We start from the raw sequence: 24,311 nt of genomic DNA on the forward strand, positions 1-24,311 counted from the left end.
CTAATCGCTCAGCTTTTTATGCAAATTAACTTTGAGGAGAAACGCTGTTATTAAACCAGACAAAATTGTTTTTATTGTAATTGCAATCCATAAAGTAAAGCTATTGTTTACAAATTCAGAAAAATAATAAGCAGCCATAAGGGCAAACAAATATATGACAATATAAATAAAACTAATACTGTTATTTTTTGTAAGGAAGGTTGATGAAAGATAGTGAAATATCGTTAACATCACGTAAGCAAACGCCGTAGCCCAGGCAGAACCAATTATTCCGTATTTAGGTATTAATAATATATTAAGGCCTACATTTATCGCCATAGCCAACATGGTAGCAAACGATATAAAAAAAGCTTTCTTTTTATAAAAGACAAAGTTGGCATAACACAAGTAAAGATGCGTAAAAGCATTGGCAATTATTATAATAGGTAATATTTCAATGCTTGAATAGTAGTTTTTATCTGCAACTAAGAGAATGACTTCTTTTGAAAAAAAGATACCAATAATACCTATAGCAAGAATAAGATAAGCACTGGCTTTAGTCGTATCAGTGATTTTTATCCCTGAATCCATCTCAATATGTTTAAATAATCTTGGTTGCCATGAAGAGTTCCATGCCATAATCAAAACCACCATTCCCATAGCGATATTATAGGCAAATGAGTAAATACCAGCCTCTCCTGGACCTATCATATTGTTTATGATAATTCTGTCGGCTTGTGATAAAAGCGAGTTAGAAAGAACGTGTATAATTAGCGGCACAGAAAAATACAATGCGTCTTTTAACTCACTTGAATTAAATGAACCATTGGAAATAGATTTTAGCTTCTTGAACAAGAAAAAAATCATAAACGTACTGATGATTAGCTGAGCATATATTTTTGAAAGATACTGTTCGCTGGTCATAAAATATGCGAAAGCGAATATTAATACAATCTCGCTTATTTTAGATAAAACATTTATTTTTACATAGACTCCACTTTGACGGGATGCCTGAAGATAACTGGTATATATATATATATAACTTAATAACACGCAAATTAGCATAACCCATAAAAAATCACTTTCACTAATGCCCAAAATCACAGCCATATATTTTGCTATGATTGGTGAAATACAAATTAAAAACACCTGGAATGGTATTAAAAATGAAAAGATGGATTTTAGATAGTTATTGAATCCTTCGGATTTTAGCATATATCTGTTAGTAACTGCGTTTTGAAGATTCAAACTCACAAATACATACATTATCATTATTGCGGTATTTATAATGGATAGCTTTCCATATTGTTGCGGATCCATTATTCGCGATAAGAGAGGCAGCGAAATAAACAAAAAACCCTTAACGAATACGTCTCCTAGAAAATAGTTTCTAAAGTCGCGAATCATTTTACTTTTCATAATTATTTACTTAGTGACTTTGTATAGGAGTCGATTTGAATCTTGCTATTTTCATTGATATCCATACTCTGCAATTCTTTTTTGAAATATAGATATAAATTGCTCATATCATTGATTGCACGTTTCAAGTCAGCCGCGCTATCACTGTTAAAGACAATTCCATTATTGCTTTTAACAATGTCCTTATTGCAACCAACCTTATCACTGACTATTACAGGTAATCCTGCAGCAAGCGCCTCTTCTACTACAAGCCCCCAAGGTTCTACAATCGATGGCAGAATGAAAACATCAGATTCAAGTAGTAAATCGCTAAGCGCTTCATTTTTTATATAGCCCGTAAATTCTATATTTTTTTCCGCTAGCTGTTTTAATTCGTTAGATTGCGGACCTTCGCCAACAACTTTTAAAGGGATTCCTGTTTGGTTGAAAACCTCAATTAATAATTTTAAGTTTTTTTCGTGAGATAACCTTCCAATATATATATATCTTAATGCTTCACAATTCGCTGTTATTTCATTTTTATTAGCTTTTAATTTATGATTGATAATCCCTACACCATGAGTTATGTGTACATCACCTTTAAAACTAACATTCTTCAAGATCTCATTTTGTAAGAAGCCTGCTGGATATGCTGATGACATTCTTTTTATATAAAGAGATTTTACTTTACCTTTTAATCCAGTAAAGTCACTCTCTATGACACTGCTTTCTATAGCGACAGCATTTTTATTTTTATTTGTCAATAATGAGTTAAAGAAAAACTCTTTTATTTCCCAGCCTGGGTAAATTAATCTTCCATATTTGATACTGGCTAGCTCTTTAGCAAGCCTAAAGGAGCATAAAAATTTATTTCTGGACTCATAATTTCCATCAGATAAAAATACATGCTCAAAATTCATATCAAAATTAAAGAAATCGTTATTTCTAATGCTTGATTTATTAGATACAAATATAACCTTTATATTAAGATATTTAGATAAGCCATTGAAAAGATTTACTTTATAAAAAGCAGGTAGGTTTGTTATAAAAACAATGTCAAATCTCTTCATTTATCACCCAATCTATCAAATGCTTCCATTGCTTCAGCACAGTATTAGCTCGAAAATCATCAATGCTCTCAGGAGCTATTTTATTTAATTGTTTGATTTTGTCTGGATTAGAAATCATTTTTTCTAACTCTATAGCAAGAGCTGAGACATCATTAGCTTTTACTAAAATTCCATTATTTTTATTAAGAATTGATTTAGGCCCGGCTGGGCAATCAAAACTAATACATGCCAGACCAAATGATAACGCTTCGACCAAAACCATACCAAGCCCTTCATAACGCGAACTCAATACAAAAACTTTTGCTTTGTTATAATAGTCTGCAATATTCTTTTCGAACGGTATTATGTTTGCGTTTTTTAACGATTTCTCTTTAATGAAATTGAGAAGATTGATTCTTTCTTCCCCATCCCCCACTATTAACAATTGCCAATCAGAGCTGTCAATTTTTTCCCAGGCACGCAATAATAAATCAAATCCTTTTTGATGAGTTAATCTGCCAACTGCTAAAACAACATTTTGTCGGGCATCAGGGGGTAAAATAATAACAGGATCTTCAACCATATTATTAATTACGAAATGTTTATCTTTCGGAAGCCATTTATATTTAATTTCATCTTCCAGGGTAAGGGATACAACAGCACTTATTTTTTTATAAAGCTTTATTCTTGCCTTCTTTAAAAGACTATTTATTACATCATACTCAAAGTGCTCAATTGCTATAATTTTTTCATACCCTGACTTTTTAATGAGTGCCGTCATTTTTACATCACAACTAATTGCCACAGCTGTTTCAGGGTTGATTATATTTCTTAACTTACGGGATTTTTTTATTATGTAGTAAACATCAAAAAATGCACCTTTCAACAGGCCCATTTTCCTGTTGTACATGCTTTTTTCTAACCCATCACTTAGGATTATCAACTCAACTTCTCTATTGATATTAAAGCTTACGTCTAAATTTTCTTTATATAAAGAAATTATTTTTACACGATACAATGAGCTCAATGCGTTTGCCAGAGATATTGTTACGCGTTCTATTCCACCTTTTGCTGAAACATCACCTAAAAACAGATGTATTTCATTTTCTTTATCTAATAAATTGCCTGAACACTCGCTCACTATTTTTATTATCCTTATGTTTATTTATCATTTCTGATATTTCGTTCCTCTTACCTGAAAATTTATCATTCCCTTGCGCCAATTCTTCGAGTTCTATAAGAAGTTCTTTTTGCGTATGAATTTTAGCTCCAGGCATCCAGGATTCTACTGGCTCTAATGTAAATCCACTCCTGCTTTCAGAATAAGCATTTAAATCAGGAATTAAAAAACAAATCGGTCTATTTAATATCATAAAATCAAAATAAGCGGAAGAATAATCGCTTATTAAAATATCCGCCTTTGCCATTAAATGATTAACATCAACGTCATGTTCTCTTAGAGTGGCAGTTGTTATAAGCGTTATATTCTCGCCGAGATTTATATCAATCAGTGATTTTTCTTCGTATGGATGTAGCTTAATAACAAGGTGGTAATTATTTTCCTTTAAAAAACAATTTAACTCATTCAAAGAGAAATCTGTTACTCTGAAAAAATTATCTTTTTCAATTTTTTTACCGTCCGAATACCTTTCAGCTTCTTGATTCTCTCTAAAGGTAGGCATGTAAAGTATAATTCTTTTATTTTCCTGCCTTCCTGATAATAAGCTATTTGCCTTATCTCCTTCGAAGAGATAATCGTTCCTGGGTTGTCCAGTGATATATACATTGTTTGCTTTTTCTCTAAAGCTTGCCGAAATGATTGAGCGCATTATCTCTGAAGAAGCTATTCGGTAGGCTGAGTAATCTTCCATTCCTTTATAGTCGTAATCCCCCAGATAGCATATCTTTTTCAGTGGCATGCCGTGCCATAAGCTAATATAAACCTGATTATTGCCTTTGACACCAATCATTTCATTATGTGTTGTAACGATATATCTCGAACGTATAAAACAAAAAAACCATTTAACTGATTTTGGCTTGACCGTTTTAAGATCAGGACGTGTGCTTTGATTTTCAATTACCCAGACAGGGTCAAACTCTGGATGATTTATTATTATAAACTCATAAAATGCTCTAGCATTGCCACTAAAATCAGGTCTACTTTTGAACAGAATTAAATTGCTTTTTTTAGGTATGACCGAATTAATCGCACAAAACAAAGCTTTCAAAAATTTGACAATTGCTTTTTTTATTATCATCTTTTACTCGACTTCACAACTTCAATGATTTCTGTGGTGGATATTGAAGGTGTTCTTGGCAGATAGATTACGTCACATACATCATTTACCCAATCAAATCGTCCAGCCCAATCATCACCCATGACCAAAATATTAGCATCATAATTGATTATATATTCTTTCTTTTTTTCCAAAGATTCTTCTATGAACACTTCATCTACATACTTTAAAGAGCTGATTATTTTACATCTGTCATTTTCGTTATATATAGGGTAACGCCCTTTCTTGCTGAAATTCAACTCATCAGAACTAACTCCTACAATCAGATAGTCCCCTTGCTTAGCGGCTCTTTCCAGAATATTGATATGTCCTACATGAAAAACATCAAAAGTTCCGAATGTTATAACTTTCTTCAACCCGAATCTCCTTAAGACAAATGAAAATAAAGCCTGTTGACCGGTATTAAAACCCAAAGAAAAATTGTGTTTTACCTATGATTTAAAGGATTTTTAAGAAAATGCAATGCTACCGCCCTTAGCTTAGCTGCCAAAAGCTCAGATCATTCAATTTGTTAAGCATCCATAATGCAAATTATTACTAGCAAGGATAATTGCTAAGCTTTCAATAAACAACCAAATTTAATCAGACATTGCTTCAATTTTAAACAATTAAGCTGTGCGATATAAAAAAACCCCTCAAACTACTGTATGAGTGTTACAGCGTTTGAAGGGTTTATTTATTAGTTTGATTTAATTATAACCATTCGGATTCTTCGACTGCCAGTTCCACGTATCGCGCATCATCGCGTCGATGCCGCGTGTGACGCGCCAGTCGAGTTCCTTGTTCGCCAGCGTTGCATCTGCCCAGAAGGCGGGCAGGTCGCCGTCACGGCGCGGTTTGAACTCAAACGGGATCGCTTTGCCGGAAGCTGCTTCGAACGCTTTGATCATCTCCAGCACGGAGAAGCCGACGCCACCGCCGAGGTTGTAGGCTTTATAGCCCTCAACCTTGCTAAGGTGATCCAGCGCTTTCAGGTGCCCTTCTGCCAGATCGACAACATGAATATAGTCGCGCTGTGCGGTACCGTCTGGCGTCTCATAGTCGTTACCGAATACGCCAAGCTTGTCGAGACGGCCAATCGCCACCTGCGCAATGTACGGCAGCAGGTTGTTCGGGATACCGGTCGGGTCTTCGCCAATCTCGCCAGACTCATGCGCGCCTACCGGATTAAAGTAGCGCAGCGCGATGGCTTTGAATTTGGGTTCCGCTTTGGCGAAATCGCGCATCACGAGTTCGGTCATCAGCTTGGAGGTGCCATAAGGACTGGTGGTGCCACCAATCGGCGTGGTTTCCACATACGGAACCGGGGCGTCAGCACCATATACGGTGGCTGATGAACTGAAGATAAAGTTCCAGACGCCCGCGTCACGCATCTCTTCAAGCAGGACCACGGTGCCAGCTACGTTGTTTTCGTAGTATTCCAGCGGTTTACGCGTGGATTCCCCAACGGCTTTCAGCGCAGCGAAGTGGATCACAGCAGAGATGCTGTGACTGGCAAACAGATCGCGCAGGCAGGCGCGGTCGCGGATATCACCTTCAACGAATACCGCTTTTTTACCCGCCAGTTTTTCAACGCGGTTAATCGCTTCGCGTGATGCATTGCAGAGGTTATCCAGAACCACCACGTCGTCACCGCGCTCCAGCAGCGCCAGTACCGTATGGGATCCGATATACCCTGCCCCGCCCGTTACCAAAATAGCCATGTCTACTCCTTGGAAACCGCGCAGGCTGCGCGGTATGGGAATGCTTACTTGTCCAGAATCTTATGAATCGCTTCGCGGAAGTCGCGGCCCTGTGCGTTGCTGCGCAGGCCATAGGAGACAAACGCCTGCATGTAGCCGAGTTTACGGCCGCAGTCGAAACTGGTACCGGTCAGCAGCTGCGCATCAACCGGTTTGGTTTTGCTCAGCGAGGCGATGGCGTCAGTCAGCTGAATACGGCCCCATGCGCCTGGCTCGGTTTTCTCAAGCTCAGCCCAGATATCTGCAGACAGAACATAGCGACCCACTGCCGTCAGGTCAGAGTTCAGCTCAGCGGCATGCTCCGGCTTTTCAACGATGCTGGTGATCGTACTGATATCGCCCGGGTTGTCGATAGGCTGCTCGGTGGTCAGCACGCCATACTCAGAGAGATCTTCATTCGGCATATGTTTTGCCAGAACCTGGCTGCGGCCGGTCTCTTCAAAACGCGCGACCATGGCGGCCAGGTTATAGCGCAGGTGATCGGCGGTAGAGTCATCCAGCAGTACGTCTGGCAGCACAACTACAAACGGGTTGTCGCCAATCATCGGACGCGCGCAGAGTACGGAGTGACCCAGACCCAGCGGATCGGCCTGACGAACGTTCATGATGGTAACGCCTGGCGGGCAGATAGACTGCACTTCGCTCAGCAGCTGACGCTTAACGCGCGCTTCCAGCAGGGCTTCCAGCTCGTAGGTTGTATCGAAGTGGTTTTCCACCGCATTTTTGGAAGCATGGGTGACCAGCACAATCTCCTTGATGCCTGCCGCCACGCACTCGTCAACGATATACTGGATCATTGGTTTGTCGACGATAGGCAGCATCTCTTTTGGAATGGCTTTAGTCGCAGGGAGCATATGCATACCGAGGCCCGCAACCGGGATTACTGCTTTAAGCTTGGTCATATTTGTTCCATTTTATGAAGTGTAGACATGCATCGATTATGCAGGAATGGCCGCTCGGGCAAGTATAATCTTTATCTGAAAAGGCGACACTAACTCTCTGTCACAACATCAAAAATTAGTTATTTGAGGCGATGCGCAGCGGTAATTTTTCGGGCAAATTCAAGCGCTAAAGGCGGTGAAAAGCGTGACGTAAATAACATTCGGGCATGGGGTTGAGACCGGCCTTTTTCAGAATGATACGACGTGCATAGGGTTGTCAGACAAAAAACAGGGGCGTCGTGAAGCGCACCCCTGCCGGTTGGATTCTGAGCCAGCGCGCAGGTACCCGGCATTGTCACACACATGACCCTGCCGATAGCCTGCCCGGGCGTTCATTCTGCTTACACCATCTGCTCCAGAATTTTCGCCAGTTCCCCGTAGGCAATGTGCTGGTTAAACTCTGTTTCCACTTTATGACGCGCGGCAGCGACTACCGGTGCCACATCTATATCCCCGCGCGACAAACGCAGCAGCGTGGCAGCCAGCTCATCAGCATCGTTCTCAGAGACCAGCCAGCCGCTGATGTTGTTCTGGATCAGCTCCGGGATGCCGCTGTGGTAGGTGGATACCACCGGCAGCCCTACCGCCATGGCCTCCATCAGCGCCACAGGGATCCCTTCCATATCACCGTCTGCGGCCGTTTTTGAGGGCAGGAGAAAAATGTCAGCGTCGTTGAGCGCCTGGCGGATCTCCTCCTGCGGCTTAAAGCCCGGCATGCTGACCATCTCTTTCAGGCCGGCACGGGCGATATGTTCGCGCATCATCCCTTCCTGCTCGCCATTGCCGATAATGGTGAATTCAAACTGGCCGCCTTTGTCGCGCAGAATTTCACTGGCTTTGACGGCAACGTCCAGCCCTTTTTTCTCGGTCAGGCGCGCCACAGAGACGATGCGCAGCGGCTGGTGAAACGCTTCGCGCGGGCGGAAGTTAAATTTCTCCGGTTCGATGCCCATCCGCGTCACGTGCACTTTTTCGCGCGGACAGCCCATCTCAATCAGCTTGTTCTCCCACAGGTGACTGATCGGCAGCATCAGCTCGCTCTGCTTAAACAGATTGACGTAATCCTGCTTGTGCTCTTCCAGAATATGGCGACGTGAGATATCAGCGCCGTGGAATACGGTCGCCTGCTTGCCTTTCAGCACGCCCAGTTCGCGTAGCTTGTTAGCCAGCGCGCCGGCGTAGCCGAAATGCACCAGAAAGACATCGGCGGTGAAGGTCCGTTTCGCGTTAGCGACAATCGCCGGCAGCAGCAGCTTCTTCGCCTGTGCACCGTAGCGGCCCACGTTGAGCGATTTGATCAGCGCCGGTTTGGCGATCTTCGGCAGCATCAGGCCGATACGCTGCGTGAGCTTGTCGAGGTTCGATACTTTCTCTTCCGGCAGCAGATAGTGTGTTTTTGCCGCCAGGTTATAGTCGTCGAACGCGGCGTGACGGTTGATCATATCACCCGGAAACACCGAGATGATTTCAACGTCATAGCCGGCATCAATAAAGTGAGTTACCTGGTTGAGGACAAAGGTCTCAGAGGCAACCGGAAAACGCATGGTGAAAAAGGTTAACTTCATCACTTACCCCAGTACAGTCAGAAGTTCTTCGGTGATGCGGTTGCCTGTTTCACGCGCCTGCGCGACCGCGGTATTTACGTTCAGTTTTACATTGCCGTCGTCAGCCAGCACGCTCTTACGCTTTACGCGAGCCATCAGGCTCCAGGACGTTTTCTGCTGCAGATGAAAGCAGGCCGGAGCAATATCACAACCCCGCTCTGCGTACGCTGCCTGCAGTGAGTCAGTCATCCCGTGCAAAATTGCGCCATCACCGCCATTCCCGCAGGTATGATTACCCGCCAATAAAATCCTCATACAAACTCCAGATGTATTTTTTGTAATTCTTACAAGCCGCCGCTTCTGTCCTGAGCAGCAAAGTGAACTCTGGCAAAAAAAACTGCAATGGGACAACGCCCGAAAAGTAATGCCAACTGCCTGTTATCTAACCTAAAGCTTCTTACGCGATTTCAGGGGCGCATAAATGCGCCCCCTACATATCCCGTAGGGGCGGCATTCATGCCGTCCTGGGTCAGCCGATTCCGCATCCAGGGGCGCATAAATGCGTCCCCTACATCAGTCCGTAGGGGCGGCATTGATGCCGCCCTGGGATCAGCCAATCCCGCATCCAGGGGCGCATAAATGCGCCCCCTACATTTCCCATTGGGGCGCATAAATGCGCCCCCTACATCAGCCCGCAGGGGCGGCATTGATGCCGCCCTGGGGCCAGCCGCTCCCGCATCCAGGGGCGCATAAATGCGCCCCCTACATATCCCGTAGGGGCGGCATTGATGCCGCCCTGGGTCAGCCGATCCCGCATCCAGGGGCGCATAAATGCGTCCCCTACACGATGCTGTAGGGGCGGCATTGATGCCGCCCTGGGGTCAGCCGATCCCGCATCCAGGGGTGCATAAATGCGCGCCCGACATATCTCGTAGGGGCGGCATTGATGCCGCCCTGGGTCAGCCGATTTCGCATCCAGGGGCGCATTAATGCGCCCCCTACATCAGCCCGTAGGGGCGGCATTGATGCCGCCCTGGGTCAGCCAATCCCGCATCCGGGGGCGCATTAATGCGCCCCCCTCCATATCGCGTAGGGGCGGCATTGATGCCGCCCTGGGTCAGCCGATTCCGCATTCAGGGGCGCATAAATGCGCCCCCTGCAGCGTTTATTTACCCTTTCAGGGCAAAATAGGGCATCGCAACCTGCTCGCCGTTGATCACTACCGACACAAACCCTTTTGGCTGACGCGTATCGACCTGCTCCGGTTTCAGCTCGCGTGACGCCATCAGCAGATCGCCCTGCTCATTGCCGCCGATGCCCGCTTTACCGTTATGCAGACTAAAGCGCTGCGGCGCCTGCTGGCTGCCGTTGCCTGGCGTGCCTTTAACCATCGTGGCGTCAACGCGCGCACAGCGTCCGGTCATAAAGCGATCTTTGGCGGTGCTTTTTATCAGCACCACGGTGGCCGGCGTCCAGCCCGCCAGCCTGACCCAGACTTTGGTATCGGTATCGGAACGCGCCACCAGCCGCACCTCCAGCACCGGGGAGCTGCCTTCGGCTGACCAGCTCGCCTCCGCTTTCTGCGTTTTGCGCTGCAGATGGATCACCGCCCGTCCGCCGGTCTGCTTGCCGCCGGTCACCTCCATCATCGGCGCATTATCAGTGCCCGTGCTGAACTGCGACTGGCCAAACAGCTCAATCTCCCAGCTGTCGCCCACGTCCGGCGAGTAGAAATTGCCCAGCTCAAACCACGTCGCCTGGTTGGTGTTATTGCTCAGGCGGAAGCGCGAGGTGATGTAGTTATATTTAAGGCTGCCGTCGATGGCGACGCCATAAGACTCCACGCGGGTGGAGCCCATCTCCCAGATGCTCAGCCAGCGCTCACCCTGCAGCGAGTTGTCGATCCAGCTGCCTGACTGCAGATTCGTCTGGCGCATATTGAGGCGTGAGTTGCGCGCATTAAGCGGGTTTTTGCAATCTTCCAGGCTCAGCGCGTCGATGATCCACTGTCCGTTAGAGATATCGCCGGGATGCTCGCTGTGCTCAATCCAGCCGTTATGAATAATCGACTGACTGCAGCGCGGCAGGTTCAGCACCATCCCGCCGGTACAGCGCTGGGCGTTAAAGTTAGAGAGCTCTATCGCCGTGCTGTGATCCCAGGCGCCCGCTTTCTGACCTGACCAGCCCGCTTTGATAACATCGCCGGTACAGGTGTCGGCATACCACTGGTCAATTTTGCAGTCGAGCGTATCGAGCAGGCTGATTGAGGTGCCTCCCACGCGGTTAAAGCGCAGGCAGGCGCCGCGAAAGAACTGGCCGCCCGGACAGGTGTTGCTGAACAACCCCTGCCGGTTGGGCCGCTTGTCATTCTGGCCGTTGAAGTTGAGGTTGGAGATCTCAGTCCAGCGCGCTTTGACTTTGAACACAAAGTCGGAGCGGCCATCAGAGACCAGCGTAGTCGCCGGAAAATAGCCAAAGTTAACCATCGCCCCGGAGATGCGGAAAAAGCGCTGCTCCTCCTCGCCGAAATCACAGCCGGTGACAAAGAACTTCCCGGCCGGAAACTGCACGCAGATTGGCTGACTGTTATCGAGCGACCACTGATACATCGCTTTAATGGCCGGCGCCGCATCCGTTTTGCCGTCGGCGATAGCGCCGAATTCAAACAGCGTCAGGCGGTTAAAATCCTCTACTACGCGCCGCCAGTAAAAACCGCTGCCGCTGAAGATAACGCCATCATCATCGCGCGCGTCGCCATACGTCCCGACAAATTCGCCGCCACCCACTTCCAGCCCTTCATGCCAGCTCTTGAGTTTGATCTTGGCACCGGCAAACAGCGGGCGGGTTTTACGCAGCTCCTCAACGGAGGGGATCTCGCCAATCAGCTGGTAGCCATTTGGCTGGGCCAGGCGCTGGCTGAAATTATTCTGGCCGGGGCGTGAGACATCAGTAATGGAGAAGAGCGTGTTGCCTTCGCTATCTTCCACCGCCATGGAGTGGGCCGGATTAGCGATCAGCGCAGCGTTATCATGGATAAACTGCGCAAAATTGCCTTTGTTCAGCGCGATCGGCTGAGTGATTTGCGCGACTTTACCGCTGGCGTCGCGCAGATATACCGGTATCTGATTGCCTTTCTGGCTGGCGTCACTGCCCGCTTTACCGATCCACAGCCTGCCTTCAAAGTTCTGCCAGAACTGCGGCGGCATGGTGTAAACATTTTCCGGCGTGAGGATGGGCACATCGCCCTGCGGCACGCTGGCCGGGTCGATCGGCTTAAGCGCGGGCTGGCCGCTTTTCGCCGCATAGCTGGAAAACGCGCTTACGGAAAGCGCGGTGACAATGGAGGAGGCGGCTGCCTGCAACACTTCTCTTCTTTTCATGCTGATAATCCCGTGGTCAAAGTCAGTGTGTCCCGGCAGGCATAAAAAGGCGTGACGCTTATACCAGCGCCAGCCAGCTCTGTTTGATCTGATTACCGTCAAACTTGAGTGCGGTCTCTTTTGTGTTATCGCTCAGGGCAAAGAACAGAGCGTCATCGCTGGCAAGCTGTTCCATCCGCGCCAGAAAAGTGGCTTTATCGTTCATCGGCACCAGGAAACCATCTTTGCCGTGATTGATGATCTCCTGCGGGCCGGTCGGACAGTCATAGGCTACCACCGGCAGGGACCAGGATTTCGCCTCCAGCAGCACCAGCGGCAGCCCTTCATAGCGTGACGTCATCAGCGCCATATCGCTGTCGCGATAGTAGTCATTGATATTGCTGACCTTACCGACAAAGTTCACGCTGTTGGTAATGCCAAGCGCGGCCGCCTGCTCATGCAGCTGCTGGCGCAGCTCGCCATCACCGGCAATCGCCAGCGTCCACTCCGGATGCTTTTTGCTGAAATCTGCCCAGATATCCAGCAGCAGATCGAACCCTTTCTGGTGATCAAGCCGCCCGACCGCCAGCGCCTGGCGGCTGCGCTGACGCCGCTCAAAGCCTTTGTACACCACCGGATTGGGGATCTGCTGGCTGCGGATATGCCAGCGGCTGAAGACCTGCTGATCTTTATCTGTCAGAACAATCACGCGATCGTAGTAGCGCAGTAGCAGCCACTTCATGAGCTTGATCGGCTTACTGAAGGAGTTGATAGCGATATGCTCACAGGCGTAGGCTTTAAAGGTTTTTTTCTTCAGCATCATCAGGTTCCAGAACGCAAACATGACGCTCAGACGGCCCATACTGATGAGAAAAACGCTGTCGAAACTTTCCTGATGGATACGTGCTACGGCACTTTTGATCGGGTTGCTGTGGCCTTCAAAACTGACGATCTCTTTTACGTGTTTAAAGGGGTAAAAGGTTTCGCCATGGCCCTCAAGGGAATAAACAGTAACGGCGTGCTCTTCACCGAGGCACTCTGACATGAAGTTACAGATGTTCTCGGTGCCCGCATAGGAGTAGGCATCTTTGATCACCAAAACGACTTTTTTCATTTAACGCTTTCCACCTCAAAAATAGTGAACGTAAAACCCCTACTGGCTGCATCACTGCACGCAAACATGCGGATTTCAGCGATGCTTCAGGGCGAAAAGGACGCCATTCACCATATACCAGGTGTAATAGTAATAGACTTTTAATGGGTTGTTTTTGTAGATAATTCTTAATAATTCAAGGTGCCATTTCGCTGCCTTGTTTTTGTTGCGCGACAGCGAATCACCCAGCTCGTAATAGTTCACCAGCGTTTTGCGGATCACCCGCGCCTGTTTGTAACGAGAGAAGAGCTCGTACAGGAAAAGAAAGTCTTCATGCCCTTTACGCTGGAAAAAGATCCCCTGCGGCGGACGACGGAAGCAGACGGATGAAAAGCAGACGCGATACTGCTTCTTCACGAAATTATCCTGCTGCAGGTAGGGTTTGCCCCAGGTGATATCGTGTTCGGCGCTCTGCGTTTTATAGTGGTAGTGGGTGATAACGAAGTCATCACCGGCGGCAATGGCCGCAGCCTGCTCAGCCAGCTTCTCAGCGTGCCACTCATCATCGCTGTCGAGAAACGCGATGATCTCTTCGCTGGCAGCACGCAGTCCGACGTTGCGCGTCTCTGCAGCGCCCTGATTAACCTCATTGCTGAGGATAGTAATGCGCGGATCCTGGCAGTGCTCACGCACCAGGGCCAGAGAGTCATCCGTGGAGGTGTCGTTAACCAGATAGAGATGCCAGTCGCTGTAGGTCTGTTTAACAATCGACTCTACCGCGCGCAGTACCGTTTTACGTGCGTTATACATCGGCATCACAATACCGATGGTGCCAACATGATTTGTCATTTTATTGCCCGGAGTGTCAGGAACCAAAAAAATTGCTCCCGCGCAGGGAGCAAGTGAATGTGTGTCAGGAGACCGCTTTTCTGCCGCCAAACCGCGATTTCACCTTATCTTTCAGGCGATTCATAAAGTAGGCGCGGTTGTCGCGGTTGGTCAGGAAAAAGTAGCGGGCAAAGCTCAGGCTCGCCTGCAGCGATTTACCGTCCATCTTGTAGCGCAGCGGCAGTTTGAATGCCTTATAAGTGTGGACGTCTCGCGTGGTCAGATGCGGCTTCATGCTATCCAGCCAGAAGTAGGAGTATTTTACCGACTCCCCTTTATGCTTAGAGCCAAATTTGGTCACCAGGTGATAGGTCGCCAGCGGTTTGGCAATCATCACAAACTCATAGCCCATGCGATCGGCGCGGATACAGAAATCGTAATCCTGATGGCGGATGTAGCGCGTATCAAACTGGATTTTCAGCGCATCCTCGCGCTTCAGCACGATGGTACTGGTCTGAATAAAGCCGTAGCAGCCAAACAGATATTCAGCGACGGTCTCATTTTTGCCCGGTGCCTGCATCGGCATCACTTTCAGAAAGTGGCCATCCTGGTGGATATTGACCTGGCTGAAAATGACGTAGCGTGACCGCCCCTGCGCTTCCAGACGCGCAATGGTGTCGCGTACCTCTGCGAGTTTGTTCGGGTGCCATTCGTCATCCGCATCGAGGAAGCTGATAAAGTCGCCTTCAGCCAGTTCAATACCTTTGTTACGGGCGCCGGCGCCGTTGAGTTTGACCTCAGAAAGCTCCAGCTTAATTGTCAGCTCCTGATAGCGTTCACCCCGCACCACCTGCGCCAGCTCGGCGGCATCAGCTGATTTGTCATCCACAATGATGACTTCAAAATTACGATAGCTTTGCGCTTTAACGCAGTCGAGCGTGGTGATAATCGATTCCGAGGCGTTATACGCCGGAATAACGATTGAGAAGCGAATGTCCTGCATTGCCAGCACCTCTTAAACAGCTGTTCCAGATCCAACGGTAGCGCGAGCAGGCCATAGAAAGAAATCGGTTTTATTCCGAAAAATCATACCGTTATTACTCTTTCTTCTGACACTGCCGCGTACCATTACGGAAATACCAAAGATTGTGCTGTGTGTCTTTTTTGCGGTGCAAAACGCACCAAAAAGGGGTGAGCCTGAAAAGCCCTGCCCTGCGGTAAGCCGCTATTCTTCACCATAAAAACGGGGCGGATAAACCGCCCCGTGAAGGTGTTATTTAGCTTTTGGCTTCTTTGCCGTACTCGTAGTTGTAGTAGTCGTAGCCATAACCGTAGGCGTTTGACGCTTTGCGTACCACGGCGTTGAGGATCACGCCCTTGATCTCGATGCCGTTCTGCGCAAAGCGCTTGTAGCTGACATCCAGTTCTTTGGTGGTATTGGTCTCAAAGCGTGCAACCATCAGCGACGTTCCAGCCAGTTTACCGATGATGGATGCATCGGTAACCGCCAGAATTGGTGGGGTATCGATCAGCACCAGGTCATAGTTCTTGCTCGCCCACTCCAGCAGCTCACCCATGCGACGATGCATCAGCAGCTCAGACGGGTTAGGTGGCACCTGACCGCGTGGCAGGAAATCAAAGCCGTAGACGCCGCGCTGAATCATCGCCGGGGAGAACTCAGTCTTACCGGAAAGGACGTTAGAGAGGCCCTGCTTGTTATCCGCACCCAGCAGCTCATGGGTATAGCCGCGACGCATATCACCATCGATAAACAGTACGCGCTGACCCGCTTTGGCGACCAGAGTTGCCAGGTTGGCACAGACAAAGGTTTTACCAATGCCCGGGCTGGCACCGGTGATCATCAGGATGTTGTTCTTCGCTTCCATCATCGCAAAGTGCAGGCTGGTACGCAGGCTGCGAATCGCTTCGATGGAGAGGTCAGTCGGGTTACCCAGCGCCAGCAGCGTATTGTGCGGATCGCTCTTCTCTTTGTGACCGCGACGCGCCAGTGCTTCGGTATCTTTCTTGCGCTGCCACTCAGAAAGCGGGACGCTGGCGTAGACGTTCATGCCCAGCTCTTCCAGCTGCTCAGGATTGTCGATACCGTGATGGAACAGCGCTTTCAGCAGCACCAGACCAACCGAGAGCACCAGACCCAGAATCAGGCCAGCCAGTACAATCAGCGTTTTCTTCGGTGCAACCGGGCTACCGGCTGTTTCAGCGTTATCGATGATACGCACATCACCTACGGTGCTCGCCTTGCTGATCCCCAGCTCCTGCTGACGGTTCAGCAGCTGCATGTAGATCTCCTGACCAGACTGTACGTCACGCGTCAGTCGCAGGATCTCCTGCTGCGTCTGCGGCATAGAGGAGATGCGCTTGTTCAGCTGAGCCTGCTCCGCTTCCAGCGTTTTGCGTTTATCCAGCAGCGCGCGGTAGGTCGGGTGATCTTTGGTGAACAGCTGTGACACTTCTGCTTCACGGAAGGTCAGCTCGTTCAGCTGGCTCTGCACGCTGACAGAGGTATCCAGCGCGGATTTCGCTTCCAGGGACATATCCACTGACGCGTTCTGACGACGGAAGGTGTTCAGCTTATCTTCCGCATCATCCAGCTTGGCGCGCACCTGAGGCAGCTGATTGCGCAGGAACTGCAAACTCTTTTCCGCCTGTTCAGATTTACGCTCAACGTTCTGCAGCAGGTAGTTGTTGACGATCTGGTTCAGGACACGACTCGCCTGCTCCGGATCTTCATCACGATACTCAAGGCCCAGTACGCCGGTGCTTTTGCCTTTATCGGCCACGGTCAGCGCGCCCAGAACGGTTTTGATCGCCTGCAGATCGGTCAGTTTCGTGACGCTGAAGGTCGTGCCTTCATCCGCCTGAATACCGCTGACCAGCATAGTGACTTCGCCATGCTGCTCCAGCTGACCCACGCGGCCCTTGAACAGCTCGTCGCCGTCGCTGCTCACGGTATAGGTATCTGCACCGGTTACTTCCAGCTCAACGGTACGCTTATCGATGCTGCGCGGGATTTCCAGGCGTGAGATAGCGATCTGGCCTGGCTTGTTACCCATCAGACGCGACAGGCCCTTACCGATAACCGGGAAGTAGTGCTGCTGCACCACGCTGTCCAGGCCCAGGTCCTGAACGGTTTTGCCGATAACCATACGCGATTCAAGGATCTGAATCTCGGTATCGGATGCCGGCATGGCTGGCAGAACGTCGGTCAGGTCATTCAGCACCGAAGCGGTGTTCTTCTGCTCAACCTGAACCATGGCGTCTGCGCTATAGATTGGCGTCGCAAACAGTGTGTAGAGCGTTGCCACCAGCATAAAGAAGGCGGTAACGGCAACAATGATCCAGCGGTGATCAACCAGCTGTCCCACAAGATGCGCCAGATCCCATCCATTCGAATCTTCTTTTGGCGCGGTCATGACCTTGTTTTTAATATTCATGGATAATCCCAACTATCGGCTTAATACGTTGACCCATTTCTGGGTTGCGTTGTCCAGTAACCCGTACACAGCGTCGAATGCCTCACGGCTCTTTCGGTACGGGTCCGCAATTTCCTGTTGATTAAGCCAGTGCCCCAGCAGCATCGTTTTTCCGCGCGCGGCGGGATCGATGCGGTTGACCTGCTCAATGTGGCGCTTCTCCATCACCAGAATCAGGTCGAAGTCACGGCACATCTCTGCCGTTAACTGCTGCGCCTGATGTCCGTCGAGCGAGAGGCCATGTTCAGCGGCAACCTCACTGGCCATCTTATCGGCCGGGTACCCTTCCAGGGCACCCAGGCCCGCCGAGGCCACGCGCGTTTGCGGCAGTGCACGCTTCAGCAGCCGCTCGGCGGTTGGCGAACGGCAGATGTTACCCACACAGACCACTAACACTGACTTAATCATGGTAAAACCTTAGTTCGACCAGTTGCGGAAGCGCAGCGCTGACGAGCTCGCATCGTCGATACCTACGATGGTCGGCAGCAGTCCGGAGATAACGCGGTTCCAGCGGGTAATCGGTGTCGCGGTGACGTAGACGATGTCATACGGTTCCAGCTGGAACTCCGTACCCATCACCATCGACGCCGCATCCTTGGTATTCAACTGATAGATGTTGGCGATTTTGGTGCGGTTCGCGCCGCGAATCGGACGGATAACGAACACGCCGGTTGCATCAGAGGTGGTCTGATCCATACCCTGCGCGTTGCCCAGTGCTTCTGCCAGCGTCATGCCGCTGCGATCCATCTTCAGCGTGGCCTGCTGACGCACTTCACCCATCACAAAGACTTTCAGGTCGTCATTACGCGGAACGTAAAGAATGTCGCCCGGATAGAGCAGATGGTTCTGGCTGAGGTCGCCATTTTGCATCAGCGCCTGCAGCGAGATACGCTGTTCGCGGCCGTTGTGGGTCAGCACGACGTTGCGCCAGTCAGCATCAGCAGCCAGGCCGCCCGCGGCGTTAACCGCATCCAGCACGGTCAGCGGCACGTTGGTGATAGGCTGCTGGCCGGAAGTGGTCACTGAACCGGTGATATAGGCTTTCTGCGAGCGGAAAGCCGCCAGGTTAACATCTACCTGCGGGCTTTCAATGTACTGCGCCAGACGGCGCGCAATCTCAGCACGCACTTCCGTTACGGTGCGACCCGCAACGCGTACCTTGCCGATGTACGGATAGAAAATTGTGCCGTCAGCCTGTACCCAGTTGCCGGTGTCGCTGGCGCTGCGGTACTGGCCGGCCGGGGTCGTCAGCTCCGGGTGATCCCAGACGGTGACATTCAGCACGTCACCCACGCCGATGCGGTATTCGTAGCTCTGAATCTCGTTCTGCAGCTGTGGGTTAGCCTGTGCAACCAGTGGCTTAGGACGCATCTGTTCAACCAGACGAGGAGTCATCGGGAAGACGTTTACGTATTTATCGATGTCAAAGTTGCTATCCTGTTGCTCAATGACATCTTTTCCGCTGGTCGTAAGGTGCGAACCTGGTTCAATGGTGCACCCGGAGAGAAAAGTTGCGGATACCAGTAAAGGTATCAATTTAGTTTTCATTATCATCTGGTTATTCGCTATCAGTTAATGATTGATAGAGGCGAAAACGCCGCTGTGTAAGCGTCTTACAAAAATTTAATTTAACGGGTTAAACACTGAAACTGTGGGTCATTATCATTGCTCCCTTGGTTTTTATGTTGTCACCGTGCCCCCGGACGACATCAATTAAAACGGAATAGTGCAGCTCAACAACCTCTCCGCTTTAATCAGGCTCGATAATGGCAGTGTTCAGATAACAAGACTCCCAGCACCGGCAGTTATTCAGCGAGAGAGGCACCCTCTCCCGCCTTCGCTGTCTATCAATATGCGCCGTCGCGCTTAAGCACTACGCCGACTGTCTTAAACAGAATCGCGATGTCATTCCACAGCGACCAGTTTTTGACATACCACGAGTCGAAATAGACGCGTGTTTCGTAGTCAACGTCGTTACGACCGCTGACCTGCCACAATCCCGTCATGCCTGGCTTCGCCATCAGGTAGTAATCTACATCCCCGGCATAACGGCAGAGTTCATCTTCAATCACCGGACGCGGCCCCACAAGGCTCATGTCACCACGCACCACGTTCCACAGCTGCGGCAGCTCATCCAGACTGGTTTTACGGATGAAATGGCCTACTTTGGTAATACGCGGGTCGTTCTTCAGTTTGAAATCTTTATCCCACTCCGCTCGCGCAACCGGATCGGTGCGCAGTACCTCCTCCAGCACTTCTTTGGAGTTGATCACCATTGAGCGGAACTTCAGGCATTTAAACTTACGTCCGTTCATACCGACGCGTTCGTGACCGTAAATCGGCGGTCCGCCATCGCGGCCAACCATAAAGCCGAGGACCAGCAGCGCCGGCGACAGCGCCACGATAATGCCGAGCGCACCGACGATATCGAACGTGCGCTTGAGGAAGCGAGAGGTGCGCTTCGCCAGGTTATTGTTCACGCGCAGGATCATCACTTCGTGGCTGAAGATATAGGCCATATCCGTGCCGTACAGCGGCACACCACGCAGCGTCGGAATAACGGAGACTGAACGGCAATTATGCATAGCCAGGTTTTTCAGCCACAGATCGCGATGCTGACTCTGCTCAGACTCAACCGCAACGATAAACTGCGTTTCGCTGTTGGTTAACTGCCAGAGCTCAGCTTCGTTATGCAGCACCGGTACGCCGGAAATGCTGGCCTGCGGACAGCTGCCGTCGACATCAAAGAAAGCGATAACGTCAAAGCCCATCACCTCTTCACTCTGCAGCGCCTGCCAGGCTTCCTGTGCGTTACGGCTGCTGCCAATGATGATGGTCTGTTTTTTCCACATACCAAAATGGTTCAGTACCCGTTTGGAAACGGCACGCGCCACCGGGATCAGGATCAGCGCCAGAATCCAGGTAAGCACCCAGACAAAACGCGACATCTGCCACTGCGATAATGCAGAAATAGACAAATCGATAACCGAGAAAATAAACACGGTACGGAATATCTCTTTCAGCTCAAACCAGAAAGGTTTGCGGTAAGTGTAATGGCGCAGACGGACCCAGAACCAGCCCGTACAGATAATTGACAGACAGATGTGAGTAGCAATTTTTAAATTGAGATCTTTTTCAGAGATATCAGCCAGTGGCGAGTCAGATAATGAATTAATCAGGGCGAGTGCAATAAACAACGCCGCGTTAAAACAAATTAAATCTGAGCACGCCAGTAAAAATTTGGTCAGAAGACTTTTATATGTAAATTCGTTATCGCGCATATTTAACTCTTTTATTTTATTTCCCTAATCCCTAACGCTACAGGCCTGTGTAATAAATGAGCGATACTCAGTCGGAGCCTGTTGAGCAAACTGCGGCGAACTCCCCGGTATTTAGGTCAATTCTCTATTGCTTTTCGCCAGAAAATTGTGATAAATACCAACGGATTAGTCTGAGTTCCATTGCCGCTACACCAGACAGTTCATTTCCTGTTTAAGCCGGTTCAGGCACGCTACCGCCCCTGGCTGTCGCTGCCAATACCGCCTGCTCATCCTGTTTTGCGCTTTTTTAACCATTTTTCCAGGATAACTCCTGGCAGGATCGTGCAGGTTCACAATTCACAACTTTAAAATGCATTACCCTGCGCGATTAACCAGATTGGCGCGGACATTTACTAACACGTTGCTATACTAGTTATTACTGGCTTGTTTACAAGTAGGGCCCGTGCCCCCTGTGCTATTTTAGGAAAAAGACTACCAGCCATTAGTAATGACGCCACATCTGCCGCGCAATCAGCGGTGAAAATTCAGAATTATTCGGATATACGATTGGTAAAATGTACGCGGCAAACCTTGCCATGTGGCATAACAATTAATTGTGCGTGACGCCCCTCCTCCTGCATTCTTAATCCATACATTTTGCTTATTTTGCCTGCTGCGCGCTGAACATTTTCCTGGTGAGCGCCTGTAACCTTATATCCGCAGGGCCGGCAGAGTTTTGCCCTGTTTCCGGCCGTTCACTATCATCAGATTAAACCCATTTTGAGACATTACGGTGACATGAGTATGTGGGAGTGGATCCTTGATCCGTCGCTCTGGGCGGGATTAGTGACGCTAATCATTCTGGAGCTGGTGCTGGGCATTGATAACCTGGTGTTTATTGCCATTCTGGTCGAAAAGCTGCCGCCGCTGCTGCGCGATCGGGCGCGCGTGATCGGCCTGATGCTGGCGCTGCTGACCCGCCTCGGGCTGCTGGCCTCGCTTTCATGGCTGGTCACGCTGACGCAGCCTCTGCTCACAATCTGGCAGCATAGCTTTAGCGCACGCGATCTGCTGCTGCTGCTGGGCGGTATTTTCCTGCTCTATAAAGCGACTACCGAGCTGAATGCGCGGCTGGAAGGGGGTGACGATGAAGGCGGTCAAAATAAGAACGGCGCTAAATTCTGGCCGGTAGTGGCGCAGATTGTGGTGCTGGATGCCATTTTCTCCCTCGACGCCGTCATCACAGCAGTAGGCATGGTCAATGAGCTGCTGGTAATGATGGCCGCGGTCACTATCGCTATTCTGCTTATGCTACTTGCCAGCAAGCCGCTGACGCGTTTTGTGAACAGTCATCCCACGATTGTGATCCTCTGCCTGAGCTTTCTGCTGATGATTGGCTTTAGCCTGGTTGCAGAGGGTTTTGGCTTCGTTATTCCTAAAGGGTATCTCTACGCCGCTATCGGTTTCTCTATTCTGATTGAAATGCTCAATCAGCTGGCGAGCTTTAATCGCCGCCGCTTTTTGTCAGCCGGCCGGCCGCTACGCCAGCGCACGGCAGAAGCGGTCCTGCGCATTCTGCGCGGAGAGGCGCAGCGTGCTGAACTGGATGCGGATACGGCCTCGCTGCTGAGTCACAGCGATGAAGGCGCTCTGTTTAATCGTCAGGAGCGGCTGATGATCGCCCGGGTGCTGGGGCTGGCGCAGCGGCAGATCAACACCATTATGACCTCCCGGCACGATGTGGAATCGGTTGATTTAAGTGAAGCGCCTGAAGAGATTATGGCGAAGCTCGATCGCAATCAGCACACGCGTATTCTGGTGACAGAAAATAGCCGCGATCCGCTGGGGGTGATACACGTTATCGATCTGCTGCATCAGTCGCTGCACAGTGATTCCCTTGACCTGCGCGCGCTGATCCGTCAGCCGCTGGTGTTTCCGGAGCGGGTAACGCTGCTGCAGGCGCTGGAGCAGTTTCGCCAGGCGCGCACGCATTTCGCCTTTATTGTCGATGAGTTTGGCTCTGTCGAAGGCGTAGTGACGCTGAGCGACGTGATGGAGACTATCGCCGGTAATTTGCCTAATGAAGGAGAGGAGCTGGATGCGCGCTACGATATCGAACCCGGCCCGCAGGGAGGCTGGATCGCAAACGGGCATATGCCGCTGGACGATCTGGCGCTCTATGTCGCGCTGCCGGTAAATGATAAACGCGATTATCACACGCTGGCCGGCCTGCTGATGGACACGCTGCAGCATGTTCCCGAAGAGGGTGAAGAGCTGCGGATAGGAAATTACCTGCTGCGCGCGCTGCAGGTGGAGAATCATCGGGTGCAGAAAGTGGAAATTATGCCGCATCCTTTATCAGAAGCGCCGTAGACAGCGCCCCCTACGGGATCCACAACGCGGCATCCGGGCGCCGTAAACGGCGCCCCTACAAAACGTAGGGGGCGCATTTATGCGCCCCTGGCATGTTGATGTGCCCCTGGTGTATTCATGCGCCCCTGGCATCTTTATGCGCCAGTCGCAATCCACAACGCGGCACCCGGGCGCCATAAATGGCGCCCCTACAAAACCGTAGGGGGCGCATTTATGCGCCCCTGGTGTATTGATTCGCCCCTGGCATCTTTATGCGCCAGTCGCAATCCACAACGCGGCATCCGGGCGCCGTAAACGGCGCCCCTACAAAACCGTAGGGGGCGCATTCATGCGCCCCTGGCGTATTGATTCGCCCCTGGCATCTTTATGCGCCAGTCGCAACCCATAACCCGGCATCCGGGCGCCGTAAACGACGCCCCTACAAAACCGTAAGGGGCGCATTTATGCGCCCCTGGTGTATTTATGTGTCTCTGACATGTTCGCGTCCCAGTCAGAATCCACAACCCGGCACCCGGGCGCCATAAATGGCGCCCCTACAAAACCGTAGGGGGCGCATTTATGCGCCCCTGGTGTGTTGATGTGCCCCTGGTGTATTCATGCGCCCCTAACATCTTTATGCGCCAGTCGCAATCCACACCCCGGCATCCGGGCGCCATAAATGACGCCCCTACAACCCCGTAGGGGGCGCATTTATGCGCCCCTGGTGTATTTATGTGTCTCTGACATGTTCGCGTCCCAGTCAGAATCCATAACCCGGCACCCGGGCGCCGTAAACGGCGCCCCTACAAAACCGTAGGGGGCGCATTCATGCGCCCCTGGCGTATTGATGCGCCCCTGGTGTGTTCGCGTCCCAGTCAGAATCCGCAACCCGGCATCCGGGCGCCATAAATGGCGCCCCTACAAAACCGTAGGGGGCGCATTTATGCGCCCCTGGCATCTTTATGCGCCAGTCGC

General features: G+C 50.1%; 18 protein-coding genes. 1 reads left to right on the top strand and 17 read right to left on the bottom strand.

All coding sequences use genetic code 11. The annotated features are described in order from the left end of the window. The 17 genes from AC2CF9_RS04485 to wbaP form a co-directional block, all read right to left on the bottom strand. Window positions 1–1,398: a lipopolysaccharide biosynthesis protein gene (locus AC2CF9_RS04485; RefSeq protein ID WP_484556341.1), complete on the bottom strand. Its 1,398-nt coding sequence runs from the start codon at window positions 1,396–1,398 to the stop codon at window positions 1–3. A 2-nt stretch (window positions 1,399–1,400) separates the two neighbouring features. Then, window positions 1,401–2,447 carry a glycosyltransferase gene (locus AC2CF9_RS04490; protein ID WP_484556342.1) on the bottom strand — a complete coding sequence of 349 codons (1,047 nt, stop codon included), beginning with the start codon at window positions 2,445–2,447 and terminating at the stop codon, window positions 1,401–1,403. Continuing rightward, window positions 2,434–3,567, bottom strand: a complete 1,134-nt coding sequence (locus AC2CF9_RS04495) for a glycosyltransferase family 4 protein (protein ID WP_484556343.1) — start codon at window positions 3,565–3,567, stop codon at window positions 2,434–2,436. The genes AC2CF9_RS04490 and AC2CF9_RS04495 overlap by 14 nt, the downstream gene beginning before the upstream one ends. Beyond that, entirely contained in the window at window positions 3,536–4,684 is a 1,149-nt protein-coding gene (locus AC2CF9_RS04500; RefSeq protein WP_113655026.1) for a CDP-glycerol glycerophosphotransferase family protein, read from the bottom strand. The genes AC2CF9_RS04495 and AC2CF9_RS04500 overlap by 32 nt, the downstream gene beginning before the upstream one ends. Next, entirely contained in the window at window positions 4,681–5,079 is a 399-nt protein-coding gene (locus AC2CF9_RS04505) for an FAD synthase family protein (protein ID WP_104085187.1), read from the bottom strand. Before AC2CF9_RS04505 ends, AC2CF9_RS04500 begins: the two co-directional genes overlap by 4 nt. Window positions 5,080–5,412: 333 nt before the next feature. Further along, entirely contained in the window at window positions 5,413–6,426 is a 1,014-nt protein-coding gene (gene galE / locus AC2CF9_RS04510; RefSeq protein WP_150016457.1) for a UDP-glucose 4-epimerase GalE, read from the bottom strand. Window positions 6,427–6,470: 44 nt separating this feature from the next. Continuing rightward, window positions 6,471–7,367 carry a UTP--glucose-1-phosphate uridylyltransferase GalF gene (gene galF, locus AC2CF9_RS04515; RefSeq protein WP_065648921.1) on the bottom strand — a complete coding sequence of 299 codons (897 nt, stop codon included), beginning with the start codon at window positions 7,365–7,367 and terminating at the stop codon, window positions 6,471–6,473. A gap of 380 nt (window positions 7,368–7,747) precedes the next feature. After that, complete coding sequence (locus AC2CF9_RS04520; RefSeq protein WP_484556344.1) at window positions 7,748–8,971, bottom strand: glycosyltransferase; 1,224 nt, start codon at window positions 8,969–8,971, stop codon at window positions 7,748–7,750. Window positions 8,972–8,974: 3 nt separating this feature from the next. Continuing rightward, entirely contained in the window at window positions 8,975–9,265 is a 291-nt protein-coding gene (locus AC2CF9_RS04525) for a hypothetical protein (protein WP_484556345.1), read from the bottom strand. A gap of 854 nt (window positions 9,266–10,119) precedes the next feature. Further along, on the bottom strand, window positions 10,120–12,330 hold the full coding sequence (locus tag AC2CF9_RS04530; protein ID WP_484556346.1) for a phage tailspike protein: 2,211 nt from the start codon (window positions 12,328–12,330) through the stop codon (window positions 10,120–10,122). A 58-nt stretch (window positions 12,331–12,388) separates the two neighbouring features. Then, entirely contained in the window at window positions 12,389–13,423 is a 1,035-nt protein-coding gene (locus tag AC2CF9_RS04535) for a glycosyltransferase (RefSeq protein ID WP_484556347.1), read from the bottom strand. Window positions 13,424–13,498: 75 nt separating this feature from the next. Next, the gene (locus AC2CF9_RS04540) at window positions 13,499–14,251 is read right to left on the bottom strand and encodes a glycosyltransferase family 2 protein (protein WP_094111750.1); all 753 of its coding nucleotides are present in this window, start codon (window positions 14,249–14,251) and stop codon (window positions 13,499–13,501) included. 64 nt (window positions 14,252–14,315) lie between these two features. After that, window positions 14,316–15,233: a glycosyltransferase family 2 protein gene (locus tag AC2CF9_RS04545; protein WP_484556348.1), complete on the bottom strand. Its 918-nt coding sequence runs from the start codon at window positions 15,231–15,233 to the stop codon at window positions 14,316–14,318. A gap of 274 nt (window positions 15,234–15,507) precedes the next feature. Beyond that, window positions 15,508–17,685: a tyrosine-protein kinase Wzc gene (wzc, locus tag AC2CF9_RS04550; protein ID WP_039385383.1), complete on the bottom strand. Its 2,178-nt coding sequence runs from the start codon at window positions 17,683–17,685 to the stop codon at window positions 15,508–15,510. A gap of 12 nt (window positions 17,686–17,697) precedes the next feature. Then, window positions 17,698–18,132: an arsenate reductase/protein-tyrosine-phosphatase family protein gene (locus AC2CF9_RS04555; protein ID WP_039385385.1), complete on the bottom strand. Its 435-nt coding sequence runs from the start codon at window positions 18,130–18,132 to the stop codon at window positions 17,698–17,700. 9 nt (window positions 18,133–18,141) lie between these two features. Beyond that, window positions 18,142–19,272, bottom strand: coding sequence for a polysaccharide export protein (locus AC2CF9_RS04560; RefSeq protein ID WP_175540437.1), 1,131 nt, complete (start codon window positions 19,270–19,272; stop codon window positions 18,142–18,144). A gap of 299 nt (window positions 19,273–19,571) precedes the next feature. Continuing rightward, window positions 19,572–21,005: an undecaprenyl-phosphate galactose phosphotransferase WbaP gene (gene wbaP / locus AC2CF9_RS04565; protein WP_150016463.1), complete on the bottom strand. Its 1,434-nt coding sequence runs from the start codon at window positions 21,003–21,005 to the stop codon at window positions 19,572–19,574. 783 nt (window positions 21,006–21,788) lie between these two features. On the opposite strand from wbaP, the gene AC2CF9_RS04570 reads away from it, so the two are divergent. Beyond that, window positions 21,789–23,357, top strand: coding sequence for a TerC family protein (locus tag AC2CF9_RS04570; RefSeq protein ID WP_484556349.1), 1,569 nt, complete (start codon window positions 21,789–21,791; stop codon window positions 23,355–23,357). The last annotated feature ends 954 nt before the right edge of the window (window positions 23,358–24,311 follow it).

The organism is Pantoea sp. SYBGC1, assembly GCF_057197005.1.